Genomic DNA, 18,393 nt, shown 5'->3' with positions numbered 1-18,393 from the left:
AACATGGCTTCATGCTTTCAAAGCGTTCCGCCGAACACGGCTTTACGTCTTTTCAGCGTTCCGCCGAACACGGCTTCACGTTGCTGGAAATGCTGGTCGCGCTTGCCGTGTTCAGCCTCGCCGCATTGGCGCTGGTGCGGTTACAGGGCGTGACCTTGCGAACCGCCGCCGACCTCGACAGCAAGGCGCTGGGCCAGATCGTCGCGCGCAACCTGATGGTGGAGACGCAGACCGATCCCCTGACGCCTTCGGTCGGCCAGGAAGAGGGGCAAGCGGACAATGGCGGGCGGCGCTGGCACTGGAGCCGCACCGTCAAGCCCACGGACGACCAGCGGCTGTTGCAGGTGGACCTGACCGTCGACGGCCAGCCCGGCGCGTCGCCTGTGGTCCTGAGCTTCGTGCGGGTGGTGGAGTGATGGCCTCGTCACTTAATCCGTTCGGTTCGAGCCTGTCGAGAACCATTGCGCGTGCCCCTGTGCTCGACAGGTTCGAACCGAACGGGGAGAGGGGAGAGCAGGGCTTCACGTCTCAAGCGCGTTCCGCCGAACACGGCTTCACGTATCACGCGCGTTCCGCCGAACACGGCTTCACGCTGATCGAACTGCTCGTCGCGCTGATGATCTTCGCCATGCTGGCGAGCGCGGGCGTGCTGCTGCTGGGCAACAGCGTGTCGGCGCAGGCGCAGATCAAGGCGCGGCTGGATGATATGGCCGCGATCCAAAGAGCGGGCGGCGCGCTGGCAGGCGACCTGGGGCAGGCGGTGCCGCGCATCACCCGTACCGAGGCGGGCACGTTGGCCCCTGCCTTCTGGGCGCATGGCGAGGGTGAGAGCCAGCCGGTGATGCAGTTCGTGCGCGGCGGATGGGACAATCTGGGCGATCTGCCCCGGCCATCGCTGCAAAAGGTGGAATATTGGGTGCGGCAGGGGCGGCTGGAGCGGCGCACCTATGCGCAATTGGATGGCGCGGCCGGGGACGATCCCGCCGCCTTGCTCGATCATGTCGAGGCGGTGGTGCTGCGGTTCCGCGATGCACAGGGCAAATGGCGGGAGGATTGGACCCCGACCCAGCCCGACCTGTTGCCGCGCGCGGTCGAAATGACGGTAACGCGCGCCGGCGAGCCGCCGGTGATGCTGCGTTTCCTGGTCGCGCCCGGTCCGCCGGAAAAGCTGGACGTGGCGCAAGGAGCGGCCGGTGTCTGATCCCCGCAAGAGGCCTGACCCCAGAAATAGAAGCGAGCGCGGCGCGGCGCTGCTGACCGTATTGCTGCTGGTCGCGGTCATGGCGGTGGTGGCGGCGACGGCGCTGGAGCGGGTGGCGCTGGCGACGCGGATGACCGGCAACGGTGGCGCAGTCGATCAGGGACGTGCCTATGCCGACGCCGCGACGGAGATGGCGCGGCTGCGCATCGCCGATCTCACCGCCTCTAACCCCGCAAAGATCACGCTGGCGGGCGGATGGATGGGTACGCCGCAATCTATTCCCTTGCCGGGCGGCGTGGCGACGGCGCGCGTGACCGATGCGGGCAATTGCTTCAACCTCAACAGCGTGGTCAGCGGCGAGACTGACGCCAGCCTGAAGCTGCGCCCCATTGGCGTGCTGCAATTTCAGGCTTTGCTGGAGGCGCTGGGCGTCGATGCGGGGCAGGCGCAGGGCGCGGCCGCCAGCCTGGCCGACTGGATCGATACCGACAGCGTGCCGCAGCCGGGCGGGGCGGAGGACGAAACCTATGCCCAAATGGCACGCCCTTATCGCGCCGCCAATCGCATGATGGTGGACGCCAGCGAATTGCGCGCGGTCAGCGGCGTCAGCCCCGCCATATATGATCTGGCGCGGCCCTGGATTTGCGCCCTGCCTGTCACGGATTTGTCGCCGATCAACATCAATACGCTGCTCCCCGGGCAGGCGCCTCTGTTTGCGATGCTGCTGCCGGGGCAATTGACCGTCGCGCAGGCGCGGCAACTGCTGGCGCGGCGGCCAGCAGACGGCTACGGCAGCGTGAACCAGTTCTGGCAGACGCCGTCGCTGGTCGGCCTGTCGCCGGACGCGGAAGTCAGTGCGCAGGTCAAGATGACGACGGGATTTTTCGGAGTGGACGTGTCGGTGAATGTCGGGGGAACGCAGGTAGTGGAGCGGGCGCTGATCGACGCGCGGCAAAGCCCGGCCACGCTGGTGCGCCGCAACTGGGGGGCGGGCGCATGAGCAGTCTTGACGCGCTGATCGTCTTTCTGGCCGAGGCGGCGGACGCCGAGCCGCGCTGGATGCGCGTCGTGGACGGCGCGCTGGTGCAGTCGGGCGTGGGCGCGAACTGGCTTGCGGCCTGCGGCATCGCAGAATTGCCGCCGCAGGCGCGCGTGATGCTGGTCCCGCCCGCGGCCTTGGTGACGCTTTACTGGACCACTCATCCCGACCTGCCCGTGCGGCAGGGGCGGGCGGCGGCACGTCTGGCGGCACTGGCCGGGGGGCTTGTACCGGCGGACCACCTGTTTGCGGTCGCCGACGCGCAGGACGATCCCGCGCGGCCGCACATCGTCGCGGTGGCGGCCCGGGCCGACATGCAACATTGGCTGCTTCAGGCGCAGCATCACGGGCTGGACCCCGATATCATCATGCCTGCGCCCCTGCTGCTGCCGGAACCGGAGGAAGGCTTCACGCGCGGCGCGATCGGCGGCGAGACCGTGCTGCGCGGTGTGGATCTGACGCTGACCGCCGACATGGCGCTGCCTGGGTTGATCGGCGATGCGGCGATCCTGGATGTGCCTGCCGGTGTGGTCGAAGGGCGCGCGATCGCGGCGCTGGATGCGCCGCCGCTCGATATGCGGCAGGGCGACTTCGCCAAGCGCGTGCGGCGGGCGGCCGTGGACAGCCGCGCCGTCGGGCGTATCGCGCTATGGAGCGGCCTGATCCTGCTCGCCAGCCTGATGATCGCGCTGATCGGCATCGCCAAACAGCATATGGAGGCGAGTCGGCTGGATCGCGAAAGCCTGGCGCAGGCGCAACAGGTTCTGCTGGGCGCCACCGACCCGGCCCAGGCGCTGGTCGAGATGGAGGGCAAGCTGGCAGCGCGTGGCGCGGGCGCGCGCGCCTTCACCGCGCCGGTCGCGGGCCTTTTGAGCGCGATGCAGGACGCGCCGGGCGTGGTGGTGACCAGCCTGTCGCGCGATGCCGACGGCATGGTGCGCGCGACCCTGGCTTCGGCCAAGGCGGACGACATCAATCTGGTTCTGCTGGCCTTGCAGGCGGCGGGCTTCACGATCACGGCCACGCCCTCGCAGGATCCGGGCGGGCGGACGCTGGCGGACATTACGGTGCGGTCATGATGGAACGAATGGCAACCTATTGGTCGGAACGATCGACCCGCGAACAATGGATGCTGGGCGTCATGTTCGCGCTGCTGGCGTTGGTGATCCTGTGGCTGGGCATCGCCATGCCGCTCGACCGGGCGCAGCGCAGTGCGCGCGAGACGCTGCTGGCGGCGACGGATCGCAACGCGGCGGTCCGCGCGGCGGTGAAGCAGCTCAAGGCCTTGCCCCGCGATGCCACCACCACCGGCCCGGCCACGCCGGTCGACCAGTTCGTCGGCCAGAGCGCGGGCGAAGCGGGACTGACGCTCGAAAGGGCGCAGGCACAAGGGAGCGACCGGATGGAGATCGCCATTGCCTCCGTACGGCCGGTTGCGCTGCTATCCTGGCTGGCGACGCTGGAAGCGCAGGGCGTTCGCGTCGAAACCATGAGCGCGCGACCATCCGCCACGGCTGGCAGCGTCGCGGTGCAGGCTGTGCTGATGCGGGGCGCGGGCCAATGATGGGCCTGTCCCTGTCGCGGCGGATGCGGATCATCCTGGGCGTGACCCTTCTGGCTGGCATGCTGCTGTTCCTGCCGATGCGGGTGGCGCTGGGCCTGGCCGGTCTTGAGCGGTTGGGCATCGCCGCACGGGATGTGCGCGGGACGGTGTGGAGCGGGCGGATCGACCAGTTGATGTTGGGCGAGATGCCGATGGGCAGCGTGCGCGCGGGCCTGTCCCCCCTGTCGCTGCTGGTTGGCCGCGCCCGTTTCGACATCGCCCGTACCAAGGGCCTCGCCGACGATATCAGCGGCGCGCTGACCGTCGGGTTCGGGCGCATCGGCGTGGACGATGTGACCGGCGCGGTGCCGCTTGGCCGGACCTTCGCCCCGCTGCCGATCGGCAGTCTGATGCTGGAGGATGTGAGCGCCTATTATGCGGGCGAGCGCTGCGGCCATGCTGAAGGCCGCGTCCGCGCGCGCATGGCGGGGCAGTTTCCCGGCCTGAACCTCAGCCAGGGCCTGTCGGGTGTCGTCAGTTGCGATGGCGACGCGCTGCTGCTGCCCCTGGTGAGCCAGTCCGGCATGGAAAAGATCAGCCTGCGCATCTGGCGATCGGGCCGCTACACGGCAGAGATGCGGGTCGAAACCGCCGATCCGACCTTGGCCGCAACGCTGGGGCAGGCGGGCTTTGCGGGTTCGGACGGTGTGCAGTTGCTCAAGGCCGAAGGCACATTGTGATCCAGCCGGTTGCGGCCCTGATCGGTGCGCTGGCCGGCGCGATCGCGGGCAGTTTTCTCGCCACGCTGATCCTCCGCTGGCCCGCCGGGCGCAGCATCATGCGTGGACGATCGGCCTGTGACGGCTGCGGCCGAACGCTGGGCGCGCGTGATCTTATTCCCCTGTTCAGCGCAATGGCGCAACGCGGACGGTGCCGGACCTGCGGCGCCCGGATTGATCCCTTGCATGGCCGGGTGGAGGCCGCGTGCGCGATCATCGGCGCGCTGGCGCTGGGTGGCGCGGCCGATGTTGGGGGTGTCGCCTGGGCCGTGTTGGGCTGGATGCTGTTGACGCTGGCGATACTGGATTGGCGGCATTTCTGGTTGCCGGACGCCCTGACCCTGCCGCTCGCCTTCATTGGCTTCACCGCAGGCATGTGGGCGACCGACGTCATACTCATCGATCGCATCATCGGCGCGGCGATCGGCTACGCAGCGCTGGTCGGGATCGCCCTTGGCTACCGCGTTCTGCGTGGGCGTGACGGTCTGGGATTGGGCGACGCGAAGCTGCTCGGCGCGCTGGGCGCATGGTTCGGCTGGCAGGCGCTGCCCTTCATCCTGCTCATCGCATCGCTATCGGGATTGATGGTGATGCTGGCCAGTGGTCGGGCAAGACGGCGCACCGCCCATGTGCCGCTCGGCACCTTCCTCGCGCTTGCCGCATTGCCGGCCTGGCTCGTCGTCCTGCGCGTGATGTGACGCGGCGGCAGGCTATCAATCGCTTATTTCAGATTGCCCGACACGTTGTTGAACGTGCGACCCAATTTTGTGCCCAGGCTCGTCATCGCGCCGATGGCGGCCACCGCGATCAGCGCGGCGATCAGACCATATTCGATGGCGGTGGCACCCTTATTGCTACGTAATATATTTTGGGCGAAGCGACGCATCGTTTCTACTTCCTTCATCGATCTTGGAAGTGTCGCATAATATGCCAATAGCGTTCGCGTCTGGTTAACGCACCGGTAGCCCGAAGCACCTGAGCGCCAAAAAGTCGAAAATAGGCAAAATGGAGCATTTTCGCACTCTTTGGCTGCCTGCTTGTCCAGCGATGTGGGAAGTGGTCGGGGAGACAGGATTCGAACCTGCGACATCCTGCTCCCAAAGCAGGCGCGCTACCAGACTGCGCTACTCCCCGACGAAGGGCGGCCTTAGCGGGGAAGCGCGCGTCCCGTCAATCGCCGATCACATGATCAGTGAAAGAATAACCAAAGCAGCAGGATGATGGGAATAGGCACACCCAACAGCCACAATAAAATGCCCTTGCCCATCACGATCTCTCCTTGTTTCGCAAGGGGTCAACCGGCGATGCAAGCTGGATGTTCCGTAGGGCAGGGTGGCGCGGCCCATGGGGCACAAACAAAAAGGGCGGACCATATAGGCCCGCCCTTCGAGAATCTCGCTAGTGCGAAGATTACATCGCGTTCGCAGCGTTCTCGGCAACGTTGGCAGCGTTAGCAGCAACATTTGCAGCGTTCGCAGCATTGTCGGCAGCGTTAGCGGCGTTTTCGACAACGTTTTCGACAACGGCGTTCGAAGCGTTCGCGGTTTCGTTGGCAGGCTTCTCACCGCAAGCGGCGAGGGCCAGCAGGCTGGCCGAAGCGAAAACAACAGCGATCTTCTTCATTGTGTACGGCTCCCATAGCATTATGCCGCGTCAGGCACGTTTGAAATGTAACCCTACGCGAGCGACCCGCATTAACGTGTGCGATGCACAAATCAATGCTTTTCTGCGCCGGTGAACCGATGGAATCACGCGGCAGGGCGTTGTCTACTATAAAAGTTCAGTTAACGCCCATAGATTCTGGCGCATTGGCGACGGTATCGAGCGTCACAGCCCAGGCGGCTACATTTTGTCGCAACTGCGCTGCATCGACCTTGTCCAGCGTGTCGTCGGGCGTGTGGTGCAGGTCGAAATAGCGGGTGCCGTCCTGTTGCAGGTCGATCACCGGCACCCCGGCCTTCACCAACGGCGCGATGTCGGCGCCGCCGCCCGCCTCTTGTGTGCTGGCCGCGACGCCCAAGGGCGCAAGCCCGGCCGTGATGCGCTTGGCCAAAGCCTCATGACCCTGCGGCAATTTGAAATCGACGCGCCAGATGCGGTCCGCGCCGAAATCCGATTCGATCGCCAACGCATGCTTCTCCGCCCCATGCGCCTTATAATAGGCACGCGCGCCGTCGCCGCCGACCTCTTCCGCGCCTGCCATCAGGACGCGAATGGTACGGCGGGGTTGGCCCGCCTTGGCCACTTGCAGCGCAGAGGCTGCCGCGATGCCGCACCCGGTCGCATCATCGATCGCGCCGGTGCCCTGGTCCCAGCTATCGAGATGGCAGGCGGCCACCACGATGCCGACCGTCGGATCGCTCCCGGGAATTTCGGCGATCACGTTGCCCGAAGGCTGGTCCTTCAACATCCTGGACGTCAGCGTCAGATGCACCTTCACCGGCTGACCGCGCGCGATGACGCGGGCGAGCTGTTCGGCGTCAGGCACGGACAGCGCAGCCGCCGGGATCGGCGTCGCGCCGTCCGCCCACATCTGCACGCCGGTATGGGGCACACGATGATGGTCGGTGCCGATCGACCGGATCAGGATCGCGATCGCGCCTTTCTTCGACGCGATGCTCGGCCCCTGCCGCCGCGCCGCCCCGAAATAGCCGTAGGACGATCCGTCCTGCGTCGCCTTCATGCCATGGTCGACGAAGGCGATCTTGCCTTTCAGCGCCGCAGCGGGCGCGGCCTCCAGATCGGCAATGCTGGGGAAATAGACGACGTCGCCCTCTATGCCTTTCTCGCCCGTAGATCCGCTATTGCCCAGCGCGGCGAGCACCAGATTTTGCGGAAAGGGGGACAGGATGCGGGCTTCGTCGCGCCCGCGCACCCATACCGGCATGGTATAGGGTTCGGCGCGGACGTTGGAAAAGCCCAGCGCTTTCAGCTTCGCCACCGCCCAGTCGCGAGCGCGCGCCTCCTGCGGGGTGCCAGCGGGTCGGGGGCCGACCTCTGTCGTCAGCCCTTCGGTGAAGTCCCAGGCGACGTCGTCCTTCAATGCCGCCGCGCGAATCGCTGCGCTGTCGGTCGGCGCGGCCATGGCGAGGGGCGGGGTGAAAATGCTGCCTAGGAGAAGGGCGGCCAGCGTGCCCGATCGGATTTTCTGCATGGGTGGGAGCGTAGCGGGCCATCACTCATTTGCCAATGCGTCCCGCCTCCGCTAACTCCGCGCCAAATCCTCTTATCCTACCGTTGGAGCTGCCCGAACATGTCCGCCTCCTCGCAATATGCCTATGTCATGAAGAGCATGACGAAGACCTTCCCCGGCGCGGCCAAGCCGGTGTTGAGCAACATCAATCTGCAATTCTACCGCGGGTCCAAGATCGGCATCGTCGGTCCCAACGGCGCGGGCAAGTCGACCCTGATCAAGATCATGGCCGGCATCGACACCGATTATAGCGGCGAAGCCTGGCCGGGCGAGAATATCACTGTCGGCTATCTGCCGCAGGAGCCGCAGCTCGACCCCAGCAAGACTGTGCTGGAAAACGTCAAGGACGGCGCGCGCGACATCGCGGACAAGATGGACCGCTTCAACGAGATCAGCACCATCATGGGCGACCCGCCCGAAGACGTCGATTTCGATGCGCTGATGGAGGAAATGGGGACGCTCCAGGAACAGATCGACGCGGTCGACGGCTGGACGCTCGACAACCAGCTCGAAATCGCGATGGAAGCGCTCCGCTGCCCGCCGTCCGACTGGTCGGTGGAAAGCCTGTCGGGCGGTGAAAAGCGCCGCATCGCGCTCACGCGCCTGCTGATCCAGAAGCCCGACATTCTGCTCCTCGACGAACCGACCAACCATCTGGATGCCGAAAGCGTCACCTGGCTGGAAAATCACCTCAAGGAATATGCCGGGTCGGTCCTGATGATCACCCATGACCGCTACTTTCTCGACAATGTCGTCGGCTGGATTCTGGAACTCGATCGCGGAAAATATTTTCCGTACGAAGGCAACTACTCCACCTATCTGGAGAAGAAGGCCAAGCGTCTGGAGCAGGAAGATCGCGAAGCGACCGGCCGCCAGAAGGCGATCAATGACGAATTGGAATGGATTCGGGCAGGGACCAAGGGCCGCCAGACCAAGTCCAAGGCGCGTATCAAGAAGTTCGAGGAACTGGTCGCGGGCCAGAACAACCGCTCGCCCGGCAAGGCGCAGATCGTCATCCAGGTGCCCGAGCGCCTGGGCGGCAAGGTGATCGAATTCAAGAACATCACCAAGGCCTTCGGCGACAAGCTTCTGTTCGAAGATCTGTCCTTCCTGCTGCCGCCGGGCGGCATCGTCGGCGTGATCGGGCCGAACGGCGCGGGCAAGTCCACGCTGTTCAAGCTCATCACCGGCCAGGAAGAGCCCGATTCGGGCGAGATCGACATCGGCACGACGGTCCGCCTGGGCTTCGTCGACCAGAGCCGCGACCATTTGGACGGATCGAAGAACGTCTGGGAAGAAGTGTCCGACGGCCTCGATTATGTGAAGGTCAACGGCCACGACATGTCGACGCGCGCCTATGTCGGCGCCTTCAACTTCAAGGGGCAGGACCAGCAGAAGAATGTCGGCAAGCTGTCGGGCGGTGAGCGCAACCGCGTCCACATCGCCAAGATGCTGAAAAAGGGTGGCAACGTCCTGCTGCTCGACGAACCGACCAACGACCTCGACGTCGAAACGCTCGGCGCTTTGGAAGAAGCGATCGAGAATTTCGCGGGCTGCGCCGTGGTCATCAGCCATGACCGCTTCTTCCTCGATCGCCTCGCCACCCATATCCTGGCGTTCGAAGGCAACAGCCATGTCGAATGGTTCGAGGGCAATTTCGAAGCCTATGAGGAGGACAAGCGCCGCCGTCTGGGCGACGCCGCCGATCGGCCCACGGCGCTGGCATATAAGAAGCTGACCCGCTGACGGTCACGTGGTGATGCTACGGTTGCAACTTTTGCAATCGTAGCATCACCTTTCGCACTTGCGATGATGACGCTAACATTTCAAACGGAACGGGCCTTTCAGGCATCCTCTCCTAAAACTTTCAGAGCTGGTCCTTACGGATCGGCTCTTTTTTTGTGCTTTGCAGAGGGGGGTGGGGCCTAAAGCATAATCCGATCATAGCGGATCGGATTATGCTTTAGTTATTGTTTGTTTTCCGCATTTTCCAAGCCAGCAGATGACGCCATCTGCTTCGAAAATGCTCTAGGCGGTCGGGCGCTTCTCGAACGTGCCCAGGCCTTCGGCGGCCGCTACGTCTACATCTATCCGATCGACCTTGGCGGCAGGCGGCCCCTCATGCGCCAGTGCGATGAAGCGATCGATGGCGTCCGCCGCACCCTCTACCAGCGCTTCGACGCTGCCGTCGGCACGGTTACGCACCCAGCCGGTCAGCCCCAGCCCGCGCGCCGTCTCGACCGTCGAGGCGCGATACCATACGCCCTGGACCCGGCCGTGGATCATCAGATGGCGGGCCATTGGCACCTCATTTCACGCGCTTGATCCAGGTCTGCCCGCCTTCGCGCACTTCGGTGATGAAATTGGGGATGGCGGCGATCAGGTCCGACAGCCGCTTGAACCCATAGTTGCGTACGTCGAAGCTGGACCGGTTGCCGACGCGCTGGCCCACCGGACCCAGCGCCACGAATCCGCGTTCGTCGCGCTTCGCCTCATCATAGGCGTCGATCAGCAGGCGTACGACTTCGGCATCGACCGTCTTGCCGGTTGTCGGCGTGGCAGGGACGGGCGTCGGCGTCGCGGCCTTGGCTGGCGCCGCCTGTGGCGCGGCCGCCTGGGTCGGAGCAGCCTTCGCTGGCGCTGCGCTTTTGGCCGGCGCCTTGGTCGCGACGGGCACTTCGGCCGGTTTCAAGGCTGCGACATTCAGGAACCGGGTGCAGGCCCGGCGAAATCCCTCGGGCGTATTGGCGGAGCCGAAGCCATAGACCGGGATGCCCTGTTGCCGGATGCGCGTCGCCAGCGGGGTGAAGTCGCTGTCGCTCGACATCAGGCCGAATCCATCGACGCGGCCCGACGCCATCAGGTCCATGGCGTCGATCGTCATCTTCATGTCGGTGGCGTTCTTGCCCTTGGTCAGGTCGAACTGTTGCTGCGGCTCGATCGCATGGGCCACGGACAGCGCCGCCCAGGTCTTGAGCGTCGTCTTGCTCCAATTGCCGTAGGCGCGGCGGATATTCACCGTGCCCAGTTCCGCCAGCACGGTCATCACCGAATTGAAATGCGCCGCCGACGCATTGTCCGCATCGATCAACAGGGCGATATTGCCCCGACCTTCCTGTAACAACGCCATGACGCCTGCTCCCTTCATGCGGGCGAGAAGACGCCGCTATCCTCGTCCAATATATTCAATACGCCGTCGGCGATGGCGAAGAAACTGCCGACCAGCTTCAATTCGCCCTTACGCTCCTTCGACCGGACGCAGGGGAAGCTGCGCAGGTTGGCCAGGCTGACCTTCACCGCTTCCTGCTCCATCGCGCGTTCCACCGTGCGGTCGCGCTGGTCGCCATAGTGCGCGACCACCACGTCGCGCGCGCCGTCCAGCAATTCGATCCAGTTATGGATGAACCCGCCTTCGCCCGGCGGCGCGTCCTTCAGATCCTGGCTCAGCGCGGCCTTGCACCCCCCGCATTTGCCGTGGCCCATGACGACGATCTCGCCGACCTTGAGCACCTGCACGGCAAATTCCAGCGCGGCCGACACGCCATGATAGCCCGGATTGGTCTCGAACGGCGGCACCAGCGCCGCGACATTGCGCACGACGAAGATCTCGCCGGGGCTGGTGTCGAAAATCTGGGCCGGGTCGACCCGGCTGTCGGAACAGGCGATCACCATCACGCCTGGGTTTTGCCCTTCGTTCAGTTCGTCCCACCGCTCACGCTGTCCGCTCCATCCGATGCTGCGGAAACGGCGATAGCCTTCGAGCATGTCGGAAAAATCGGTCATGCGCGGGGATGTGCCGCACAAATAGGGGGCTGGCAAGAGCGGCCTTGCATCGCTATCTGGGGGTCATGAACGACATCAGCCCGATCCCCGTGCCCGGTCAGCCCGCCAGTCCCGAACGCGCCCGCAAGCCCGACTGGATTCGCGTCAAGGCGCCGACCAGCCCCGCCTATCATGAGACGCGCAAGCTGATGCGCGACAAGGGCCTGAACACGGTGTGCGAGGAGGCGGCCTGCCCCAATATCGGGGAATGCTGGACGAAGAAGCATGCCACGGTGATGATCCTGGGCGACGTCTGCACCCGCGCCTGCGCCTTCTGCAACGTCAAGACCGGCATGCCGCGCAAGGTGGATGTCAACGAACCCCAGAACCTGGCCGACGCCTGCGCGCAGATGGGTCTGGAACATATCGTCATCACCTCGGTCGATCGCGACGACCTGCCCGATGGCGGCGCGTCGCAATTCGTCAAGGTGATTGAGGCGCTGCGCCGCACGACGCCGAACACCACGATCGAAATCCTGACGCCCGACTTCCGCAACAAGCATGAGCGCGCAGTCGAAATGATCGTCGCCGCCCGGCCGGACGTTTATAATCATAATCTGGAGACGGTCCCGCGCCTCTACCCCACCATCCGCCCCGGCGCGCGCTACTATGCGTCGCTGCGGTTGCTCGAGTCGGTGAAGAAGCTGGACCCGTCGATCTTCACCAAGTCCGGCATCATGCTGGGCCTGGGCGAGGAGCGGCTGGAGGTCCATCAGGTTATGGACGACATGCGATCGGCCGACATCGATTTCCTGACGATGGGCCAATATCTGCAACCCACGCCCAAACATGCCAAGGTGATGGAGTTCGTCACCCCCGCGGCCTTCACCGCCTATGCCGGGATTGCCCGCGCCAAGGGCTTCCTGCAAGTCGCCTCGTCGCCGCTGACCCGGTCCAGCTATCATGCCGGCAAGGATTTCGCCGAAATGCGCGCCGCGCGCGAAGCGAAGCTCGCCAAGGTTGCGGCGAAGGCCTGACATCTCGATGCCCAGACATAACGAGACGCGCCAGCTTCCATACACCCCGACGCAGATGTTCGACCTGGTGTCGGACGTTGCCGCCTATCCGCAGTTCCTGCCCTGGATCAGCGCGATCCGTGTCCGCTCCGACAGCGACAGCGAAATGGTCGCGGACATGATCGTGGGCTTTAAAGGGGTGAAGGAAAGTTTCACCTCGCGCGTCGTCAAGCATCGCCCCGATCATGTGCGGGTGGATTATCTCGACGGCCCGCTCAAGCATCTCCACAATGAATGGGCGTTTCGCGACGACGGGCAGGGCGGGGTGCTGGTCGATTTCGAGGTGGAGTTCGAATTCAAGAACCGCCTGTTCGAAATGCTGGCCGGCCAGTTTTTCGACAAGGCGCTGCGCAAGATGATCGGCGCGTTCGAAACCCGCGCGGCGCAGCTTTACGCGGCCGATTCGGGCAGCAGCAGTTCCAGCGCGCACAGCGCCGCCTGAAGGCGTACGCCGCCCCGGCCATTATTCTCGAAATGTCGCATGTCGGCGACGACCTTGTCGGCGCTGGCACCGCGTTCGGCGCGGGCGAAGACGACCGTGCCGACCGGCTTCTGCTCGCTGCCGCCGCCCGGCCCGGCGATGCCCGTGATGGCGACCGCGACATGGGCATGGCTTTTCTTGAGCGCGCCCTGCGCCATCGCCCAGGCCGTGGCGATCGACACCGCCCCGAACGTGTCCAGCACATCGTGCGAAACTTTTAGGAGTTCCGCCTTCATATCATTGGAATAAGTAATAAATCCGGCTTCGAACACGTCGGATGATCCGGCGATTTCGGTGAGCGCCGCCGACACCAGTCCCCCGGTGCAGCTTTCCGCCACGGCGATCGTGCGCCCCGCGCGCCGGTTGGCGATGATGACGCGCTCGGCGAGGTCGACGAGCTGGGCGGGCAATAGGGTGTCGGGCATGGGATCAGGATAGCGCGGGGAGGGACAGGGTGGCAACCGCTTGCGCCGCGATACCTTCGCGCCGCCCGGCAAAGCCCAGCCGCTCGGTCGTCGTCGCCTTCACGCTGACCCGATCGATCGGGACAGCCAGTATCTCTGCGATCCGCGCGCGCATGGCGTCGCGATGCGGGCCGATCTTGGGCGCTTCGCAGATGATGGTGAGGTCGATATGGTCGATCACGCCCGCGCGTGCCGCCACCCGATCCCGCGCATAGGCCAGGAATTGATCGGACGCCGCGCCGCGCCATTGCGGGTCGGACGGCGGAAAGTGGCTGCCGATATCCCCCTCCGCCAGTGCGCCCAGCATCGCGTCCACGATCGCATGCAGCGCCACGTCAGCGTCGCTATGGCCCGCCAGCCCACGGTCATGTGGCACCAATATGCCGCCCAGCCAAAGTTCCTCGTCGGGCGCAAGCCGATGGACGTCATAGCCCATGCCGACCCGCGTCGTGCGCGGCGTCGCCAGCCCCGCTTCGGCACGCGCAAAGTCCTGCGGATAGGTCAATTTCTCCAGCCTTTCATCGCCTTGCACCAAAATGACGTCATGACCCCACGCCTTGAGTATCTGCGCATCATCCGTGGCGTCCCGCGCAATGTCCCACGCCCGATGCGCCGCCCATATGGCGTCGAATCGAAAGGCCTGCGGCGTCTGCACACGATAGAGGTCGGCGCGATCGACACCATCGCCCATAACGCCGCCCTTACCGCGCACCAGCGTGTCGGCCACGGGCAGGGCAGGGATCGCCCCCGGCGCATCCTGAAGCGCCGCCAGCAACCGGTCGATCACCGCAGCGGGCAGAAAAGGGCGCGCGGCGTCATGGATCAGCACGACATCCGCGCCGCCAGCCGCCGCAATCGCCTCCAGCCCGGCGCGCACCGATCCGCGCCGACTCTCCGCGCCCGTCACGAACCCGGCCTCTCGATCGCCCAGCAGGCCGCGCGCCGTCGCATCCTGCCCTTCCCCCAGAACGATATGGATCGCGTCGATCCCGCCATGCGCCGCCAGCGCGTCATAGGCATGCGCCAGCACCGCTTTGCCGCCCACCATGCGGAACTGCTTGGGCACCTCGCCGCCCGCCCGGCTGCCCTGGCCTGCCGCGACGATCAGCGCGACGATCTTGCTGTTGGATGTCATGGTCCGGCGCATAGCGGGTCGCGGCACGGACCGAAAGGGGGAGCGCCTTGCCGCAGCCGTCCTTTTCCGCTAAGGGCTGCCTGTTTTTTAGGCAGTTTCATAGTCTGGTCATGCGCAAACTTTCTCCCATCTCCATCGGTCCCGTCACCATCGACATGCCGGTCGTCCTGGCGCCGATGACCGGCGTCACCGACATGCCCTTCCGCACGCTGGTCCGCCGCTACGGCTCGGGCCTTAACGTGACGGAGATGATCGCGTCGGCAGCGATGATCCGGGAGACGCGCCAGTCCTTGCAGAAGGCCGCCTGGCATCCGCTGGAAGAGCCGGTGTCGATGCAGCTGGCCGGTTGCTCGCCCACAGAAATGGCCGACGCGGCGAAGCTCAATGCCGATCGCGGCGCGGCGATCATCGATATCAATATGGGCTGCCCGGTGAAGAAGGTCGTCAATGGCGACGCGGGCAGCGCCTTAATGCGTGATCTGCCGCTCGCCGCTTCGCTTATCAAGGCGACGGTGGAGGCGGTCGACGTGCCCGTCACGGTCAAGATGCGGATGGGCTGGGATCATGCCAGCCTCAACGCCCCGGAACTCGCCCATATTGCCGAGGATCTGGGCGCAAAGCTCATCACCGTCCACGGCCGTACCCGCAACCAGATGTATAAGGGCAGCGCCGACTGGGCCTTCGTCCGTTCGGTCAAGGATGCGGTCAAGCTACCGGTGATCGTCAATGGCGACATCTGCTCGATCGAGGACGCCGACACGGCCCTGGAACAGAGCGGCGCGGACGGCGTGATGATCGGGCGCGGCGCTTATGGCCGCCCTTGGTTGATCGGGCAGGTGATGGCCTGGCTGACCGACGGCACACGCCTGGCCGACCCATCGCTGGAGGAACAATATCGCGTGATCGTAGGACATTATCACGCGATGCTCGATCATTATGACAGGCACACGGGCGTCAATATGGCGCGCAAGCATATCGGCTGGTACACCAAGGGGTTGACCGGTTCCGCCGAGTTCCGCAACACGGTAAACCAACAGCCCGACGCCGATGTGGTGCTCGACATGCTGGCCCGCTTCTACGAACCGCTGATTGCCAGCGGCCTCGAAGCGGAGGCCCTGCGCGCCGCCGCCTTGCGCAAGGCGGCATGACCAATCTCCTGACGTCCGTTCCACCGCTTCGGGTGGCGCAGGACGGCCCCTCGCTCGGCGAGCAGATGACGGCGCTTCCGGTCGCGACGCTGATCGTGCGGCCGGACAACCAGATCGCCGAAGCCAATGTGCGCGCGGAAACCCTGCTCAACATGGCGCGGTCCGCCATCGTCGGCAGCGACGTGGCGCGCACCATCCGCATCGCGGAAGCGGGCGCGCGGTTCGACATCTGGCACAGCAACAAGCCGATCGCCGCCTATGACATAAAGGTTCATGCCGGGCGCACCGCCGAGATGGAAGTGGACCTGATGATCGCGCCGATCGTGGATCATGACGGCTGGCGCGTCGTGTCGCTGCATAGCCAGAGCCAGGCGCGCAAGATCGGCCATCGCGGCACGTCGGGCGGCGCGCGATCGGCGATGGGCGCGGCCGCCATCCTGGCGCATGAAATCAAGAATCCGCTGTCGGGCATCCGTGGCGCAGCGCAACTGCTGGAATTTAGCCAGGGCGGCCGTGATGCGGCGCTCACCCAACTCATCTGCAACGAAGTCGATCGCATTGCGGCCCTGATCGACCGGATGCAGGACTTCACCACGGACCGGACGCTGGAATGCCATGCGGGCAATATCTATCCGTTGATCGATCGTGCGGCGGGTATTGCGGCTGCGGGGTTTGCAAAAAATATAAAGATCATAAAACATTATGATCCATCCCTCCCATTCGCCAACATCAACGACGATGCGCTGGTGCAGGTCATGATAAACCTGCTGAAAAATGCCGCAGAAGCGCTTGAATATAGGGAAAAGCCGCGCATCCGCGTGGAAACCGCCTTTCGCCATGGCGTGTCCGTGGTCGTGGGTGATGGCAAGGGCAGCGCCATGCTGCCGATCGAGATACTGGTGATCGACAATGGTCCTGGCGTACCCGAACATATTCTGGACCATCTGTTCAATCCCTTCATCACCGGCAAGCGGGACGGGCAGGGGCTGGGCCTGGCGCTGGTCGACAAGCTGGTGCGCGACATGAGCGGCTTCGTTCAATATTCGCGCGATGGGGAGGCGGGCGAATCCACCTTCCGCATCCTGCTGCCCATGGCGATCGCCTGATGGCCGCGACCGGCGCGATTTTGGTCGTGGACGACGATCCCGCCATCTGCGTGGTGGTGGGTGAAGCGTTGCGGCGGCAGGGGCACAGGGTCAAGACCGCGACATCGATCCGCGAACGCAGCGCGCTCATGGACAGTTTCGCACCCGACGTGCTGATTACCGACGTCATGCTGCCCGACGGCGATGGGCTGGACGGCGTGGCGGACATATTGGCAATAAAGCCGGACCTCAACGTCATCATCATGTCGGCGCAGAACACGCTCAACACCGCCATCCGCGCGACCGAAAAGGGCGCGTTCGAATATCTGCCCAAGCCGTTCGACCTTAACGAACTGACGCGCGCCGTGGCGGATGCGTTGGGCACCCGGCTGAGCGCGGACGACCCGGCGAGCGACGTCGAACTGCCCCATGACGGCCTGCCGCTGGTGGGCCGCTCGCCTGCGATGCAGGAAGTGTATCGCACCATCGCCCGCGTCCTCTCCAACGACCTCTCCATCCTGGTGCTGGGCGAATCGGGTACGGGGAAGGAACTGGTGGCCGAAGCGATCCACAGCCTGGGCCAGCGCCGCACCAAGCCTTTCATCGCGATCAACATGGCCGCCATCCCGCGCGAATTGATCGAGGCGGAACTGTTCGGTTATGAGAAAGGCGCTTTCACCGGCGCGCATGCCCGCACCGCCGGCAAGTTCGAGCAGGCGCAGGGCGGCACGCTCTTCCTCGACGAAATTGGCGACATGCCGATGGAGGCCCAGACGCGGCTGCTGCGCGTGCTGCAGTCGGGCGAGGTGACGACGGTCGGCGGATCTAAGCCGGTGCGGGTCAATGTCCGTATCATTGCTGCGACGAACAAGGATCTGCCGCAGCTGATCGATGACGGTCGGTTTCGCCAGGATCTCTATTACCGGCTCAACGTCGTCCCGATCGCGCTGCCTGCGCTGCGCGAACGGCGGGAAGACGTTATTCTGCTGGCCCGGCATTTCCTGGAACGCGCTGCGCAGGAAGGGCTGCCGCGCAAGGCGCTGGCGGATGATGCCGCGCAGTTGCTGATGGCCTATCACTGGCCGGGCAATGTGCGCGAACTGCAAAATATGATGCAGCGTCTGTCCGTATTGAGCCGCGAGAATGTCATCACCGGCGAGATATTGCGCCATATGCTGCCGATGGACGCGGTCCCGGCGGACTATGCCGCGCCGACCGACCAGTTGGCGCATGCCGTGCGCGATTGGGCCAAGCGTCAGCTCGGCATCGGCCTTGCCCAACCCCATCGCGCGCTGCACGACGATATGCTCGCCGTGGTGGAGCCGATCCTGTTGCAGGAGGTGCTGGCCAGCGTCGATGGCAACCAGATCAGGGCAGCCGGATTGCTTGGCATCAATCGCAATACGCTGCGCAAGAAACTGACCGATTACGGCCTGGACCCGATGCAGCTGCGGTTGACGGATTGACGGTCTCTACCGGCAATTCAG

21 protein-coding genes and 1 tRNA gene are annotated in these 18,393 nt (G+C 64.8%); 13 read left to right on the top strand and 9 right to left on the bottom strand.

Going from position 1 to position 18,393, the window contains the following annotated elements; all coding sequences use genetic code 11:
- The first annotated feature begins 11 nt into the window (after positions 1-11).
- Genes gspI through U5A82_RS12755 form a run of 7 tightly spaced genes read left to right on the top strand, consistent with a single transcriptional unit; the run spans position 12 to position 5,260 of the window.
- The gene (gene gspI / locus U5A82_RS12785; RefSeq protein WP_326291245.1) at positions 12-416 is read left to right on the top strand and encodes a type II secretion system minor pseudopilin GspI; all 405 of its coding nucleotides are present in this window, start codon (positions 12-14) and stop codon (positions 414-416) included.
- Positions 416-1,201 carry a type II secretion system minor pseudopilin GspJ gene (gspJ, locus tag U5A82_RS12780; RefSeq protein ID WP_326291244.1) on the top strand — a complete coding sequence of 262 codons (786 nt, stop codon included), beginning with the start codon at positions 416-418 and terminating at the stop codon, positions 1,199-1,201. The genes gspI and gspJ overlap by 1 nt, the downstream gene beginning before the upstream one ends.
- Complete coding sequence (gspK, locus tag U5A82_RS12775; protein ID WP_326291243.1) at positions 1,194-2,201, top strand: type II secretion system minor pseudopilin GspK; 1,008 nt, start codon at positions 1,194-1,196, stop codon at positions 2,199-2,201. The genes gspJ and gspK overlap by 8 nt, the downstream gene beginning before the upstream one ends.
- Entirely contained in the window at positions 2,198-3,319 is a 1,122-nt protein-coding gene (gene gspL, locus U5A82_RS12770) for a type II secretion system protein GspL (protein WP_326291242.1), read from the top strand. Before gspK ends, gspL begins: the two co-directional genes overlap by 4 nt.
- Complete coding sequence (locus U5A82_RS12765) at positions 3,316-3,804, top strand: type II secretion system protein M (RefSeq protein ID WP_326291241.1); 489 nt, start codon at positions 3,316-3,318, stop codon at positions 3,802-3,804. The genes gspL and U5A82_RS12765 overlap by 4 nt, the downstream gene beginning before the upstream one ends.
- Positions 3,801-4,523: a type II secretion system protein N gene (locus U5A82_RS12760; RefSeq protein ID WP_326291240.1), complete on the top strand. Its 723-nt coding sequence runs from the start codon at positions 3,801-3,803 to the stop codon at positions 4,521-4,523. The genes U5A82_RS12765 and U5A82_RS12760 overlap by 4 nt, the downstream gene beginning before the upstream one ends.
- Positions 4,520-5,260, top strand: coding sequence for a prepilin peptidase (locus tag U5A82_RS12755; protein ID WP_326291239.1), 741 nt, complete (start codon positions 4,520-4,522; stop codon positions 5,258-5,260). The genes U5A82_RS12760 and U5A82_RS12755 overlap by 4 nt, the downstream gene beginning before the upstream one ends.
- Positions 5,261-5,283: 23 nt before the next feature.
- Here U5A82_RS12755 and U5A82_RS12750 read toward each other — a convergent pair whose 3' ends face one another.
- From U5A82_RS12750 to U5A82_RS12735, 4 genes are all read right to left on the bottom strand, one after another.
- A complete protein-coding gene (locus tag U5A82_RS12750; protein WP_326291238.1) occupies positions 5,284-5,448 on the bottom strand; it encodes a Flp family type IVb pilin in 165 nt (54 codons plus the stop codon).
- A 171-nt stretch (positions 5,449-5,619) separates the two neighbouring features.
- Positions 5,620-5,696 (bottom strand) — tRNA-Pro (locus tag U5A82_RS12745).
- Between the two features lie 276 nt (positions 5,697-5,972).
- Entirely contained in the window at positions 5,973-6,185 is a 213-nt protein-coding gene (locus tag U5A82_RS12740; RefSeq protein WP_326291237.1) for a hypothetical protein, read from the bottom strand.
- A gap of 157 nt (positions 6,186-6,342) precedes the next feature.
- Complete coding sequence (locus U5A82_RS12735) at positions 6,343-7,716, bottom strand: M20/M25/M40 family metallo-hydrolase (protein WP_326291236.1); 1,374 nt, start codon at positions 7,714-7,716, stop codon at positions 6,343-6,345.
- Between the two features lie 99 nt (positions 7,717-7,815).
- Between U5A82_RS12735 and ettA the strand changes: the two genes are divergently transcribed.
- On the top strand, positions 7,816-9,501 hold the full coding sequence (gene ettA, locus U5A82_RS12730) for an energy-dependent translational throttle protein EttA (RefSeq protein WP_326291235.1): 1,686 nt from the start codon (positions 7,816-7,818) through the stop codon (positions 9,499-9,501).
- A gap of 282 nt (positions 9,502-9,783) precedes the next feature.
- Here the strand turns inward: ettA and U5A82_RS12725 are convergent, their stop codons facing one another.
- Genes U5A82_RS12725 through U5A82_RS12715 form a run of 3 tightly spaced genes read right to left on the bottom strand, consistent with a single transcriptional unit; the run spans position 9,784 to position 11,538 of the window.
- On the bottom strand, positions 9,784-10,056 hold the full coding sequence (locus tag U5A82_RS12725; protein WP_326291234.1) for an acylphosphatase: 273 nt from the start codon (positions 10,054-10,056) through the stop codon (positions 9,784-9,786).
- 7 nt (positions 10,057-10,063) lie between these two features.
- Complete coding sequence (locus U5A82_RS12720) at positions 10,064-10,885, bottom strand: NYN domain-containing protein (protein WP_326291233.1); 822 nt, start codon at positions 10,883-10,885, stop codon at positions 10,064-10,066.
- A 14-nt stretch (positions 10,886-10,899) separates the two neighbouring features.
- Positions 10,900-11,538 (bottom strand): carbonic anhydrase, encoded by a 639-nt coding sequence (locus tag U5A82_RS12715; RefSeq protein WP_326291232.1) that lies wholly within the window; start codon positions 11,536-11,538, stop codon positions 10,900-10,902.
- Between the two features lie 8 nt (positions 11,539-11,546).
- Between U5A82_RS12715 and lipA the strand changes: the two genes are divergently transcribed.
- Both lipA and U5A82_RS12705 read left to right on the top strand, forming a co-directional pair.
- A complete protein-coding gene (gene lipA / locus U5A82_RS12710; protein ID WP_326291231.1) occupies positions 11,547-12,554 on the top strand; it encodes a lipoyl synthase in 1,008 nt (335 codons plus the stop codon).
- Between the two features lie 7 nt (positions 12,555-12,561).
- Positions 12,562-13,035, top strand: a complete 474-nt coding sequence (locus U5A82_RS12705; RefSeq protein WP_326291230.1) for a type II toxin-antitoxin system RatA family toxin — start codon at positions 12,562-12,564, stop codon at positions 13,033-13,035.
- Here the strand turns inward: U5A82_RS12705 and U5A82_RS12700 are convergent.
- Positions 12,984-13,499 carry a CinA family protein gene (locus tag U5A82_RS12700; RefSeq protein WP_326291229.1) on the bottom strand — a complete coding sequence of 172 codons (516 nt, stop codon included), beginning with the start codon at positions 13,497-13,499 and terminating at the stop codon, positions 12,984-12,986. The genes U5A82_RS12705 and U5A82_RS12700 overlap by 52 nt on opposite strands.
- Positions 13,500-13,503: 4 nt before the next feature.
- Complete coding sequence (locus U5A82_RS12695; RefSeq protein WP_326291228.1) at positions 13,504-14,685, bottom strand: bifunctional 2-C-methyl-D-erythritol 4-phosphate cytidylyltransferase/2-C-methyl-D-erythritol 2,4-cyclodiphosphate synthase; 1,182 nt, start codon at positions 14,683-14,685, stop codon at positions 13,504-13,506.
- A gap of 98 nt (positions 14,686-14,783) precedes the next feature.
- On the opposite strand from U5A82_RS12695, the gene dusB reads away from it, so the two are divergent.
- Genes dusB through ntrC form a run of 3 tightly spaced genes read left to right on the top strand, consistent with a single transcriptional unit; the run spans position 14,784 to position 18,372 of the window.
- Positions 14,784-15,821 carry a tRNA dihydrouridine synthase DusB gene (gene dusB / locus U5A82_RS12690; RefSeq protein ID WP_326291227.1) on the top strand — a complete coding sequence of 346 codons (1,038 nt, stop codon included), beginning with the start codon at positions 14,784-14,786 and terminating at the stop codon, positions 15,819-15,821.
- Positions 15,818-16,927 (top strand): two-component system sensor histidine kinase NtrB, encoded by a 1,110-nt coding sequence (locus U5A82_RS12685; protein WP_326291226.1) that lies wholly within the window; start codon positions 15,818-15,820, stop codon positions 16,925-16,927. The genes dusB and U5A82_RS12685 overlap by 4 nt, the downstream gene beginning before the upstream one ends.
- On the top strand, positions 16,927-18,372 hold the full coding sequence (gene ntrC, locus U5A82_RS12680; protein WP_326291225.1) for a nitrogen regulation protein NR(I): 1,446 nt from the start codon (positions 16,927-16,929) through the stop codon (positions 18,370-18,372). Before U5A82_RS12685 ends, ntrC begins: the two co-directional genes overlap by 1 nt.
- The last annotated feature ends 21 nt before the right edge of the window (positions 18,373-18,393 follow it).

Source organism: Sphingobium sp. CR2-8, from assembly GCF_035818615.1.
Taxonomy (GTDB): Bacteria; Pseudomonadota; Alphaproteobacteria; order Sphingomonadales; family Sphingomonadaceae; genus Sphingobium.
The sequence above is the reverse complement of the archived record's forward strand: the minus strand, read 5'-3'. Positions and strand labels throughout refer to the sequence as shown.

What these genes read in the sequence shown, in the direction of transcription:
- gspI (WP_326291245.1), top strand. Translation starts at nt 12, where the DNA reads ATGCTTTCAAAGCGTTCCGCCGAACACGGCTTTACGTCTTTTCAGCGT.
- gspJ (WP_326291244.1), top strand. Translation starts at nt 416, where the DNA reads ATGGCCTCGTCACTTAATCCGTTCGGTTCGAGCCTGTCGAGAACCATT.
- gspL (WP_326291242.1), top strand. Translation starts at nt 2,198, where the DNA reads ATGAGCAGTCTTGACGCGCTGATCGTCTTTCTGGCCGAGGCGGCGGAC.
- U5A82_RS12765 (WP_326291241.1), top strand. Translation starts at nt 3,316, where the DNA reads ATGATGGAACGAATGGCAACCTATTGGTCGGAACGATCGACCCGCGAA.
- U5A82_RS12760 (WP_326291240.1), top strand. Translation starts at nt 3,801, where the DNA reads ATGATGGGCCTGTCCCTGTCGCGGCGGATGCGGATCATCCTGGGCGTG.
- U5A82_RS12750 (WP_326291238.1), bottom strand. Translation starts at nt 5,448, where the DNA reads ATGCGTCGCTTCGCCCAAAATATATTACGTAGCAATAAGGGTGCCACC.
- U5A82_RS12740 (WP_326291237.1), bottom strand. Translation starts at nt 6,185, where the DNA reads ATGAAGAAGATCGCTGTTGTTTTCGCTTCGGCCAGCCTGCTGGCCCTC.
- U5A82_RS12735 (WP_326291236.1), bottom strand. Translation starts at nt 7,716, where the DNA reads ATGCAGAAAATCCGATCGGGCACGCTGGCCGCCCTTCTCCTAGGCAGC.
- ettA (WP_326291235.1), top strand. Translation starts at nt 7,816, where the DNA reads ATGTCCGCCTCCTCGCAATATGCCTATGTCATGAAGAGCATGACGAAG.
- U5A82_RS12725 (WP_326291234.1), bottom strand. Translation starts at nt 10,056, where the DNA reads ATGGCCCGCCATCTGATGATCCACGGCCGGGTCCAGGGCGTATGGTAT.
- U5A82_RS12720 (WP_326291233.1), bottom strand. Translation starts at nt 10,885, where the DNA reads ATGGCGTTGTTACAGGAAGGTCGGGGCAATATCGCCCTGTTGATCGAT.
- U5A82_RS12715 (WP_326291232.1), bottom strand. Translation starts at nt 11,538, where the DNA reads ATGACCGATTTTTCCGACATGCTCGAAGGCTATCGCCGTTTCCGCAGC.
- lipA (WP_326291231.1), top strand. Translation starts at nt 11,547, where the DNA reads ATGTGCCGCACAAATAGGGGGCTGGCAAGAGCGGCCTTGCATCGCTAT.
- U5A82_RS12705 (WP_326291230.1), top strand. Translation starts at nt 12,562, where the DNA reads ATGCCCAGACATAACGAGACGCGCCAGCTTCCATACACCCCGACGCAG.
- U5A82_RS12700 (WP_326291229.1), bottom strand. Translation starts at nt 13,499, where the DNA reads ATGCCCGACACCCTATTGCCCGCCCAGCTCGTCGACCTCGCCGAGCGC.
- U5A82_RS12695 (WP_326291228.1), bottom strand. Translation starts at nt 14,685, where the DNA reads ATGCGCCGGACCATGACATCCAACAGCAAGATCGTCGCGCTGATCGTC.
- dusB (WP_326291227.1), top strand. Translation starts at nt 14,784, where the DNA reads ATGCGCAAACTTTCTCCCATCTCCATCGGTCCCGTCACCATCGACATG.
- U5A82_RS12685 (WP_326291226.1), top strand. Translation starts at nt 15,818, where the DNA reads ATGACCAATCTCCTGACGTCCGTTCCACCGCTTCGGGTGGCGCAGGAC.
- ntrC (WP_326291225.1), top strand. Translation starts at nt 16,927, where the DNA reads ATGGCCGCGACCGGCGCGATTTTGGTCGTGGACGACGATCCCGCCATC.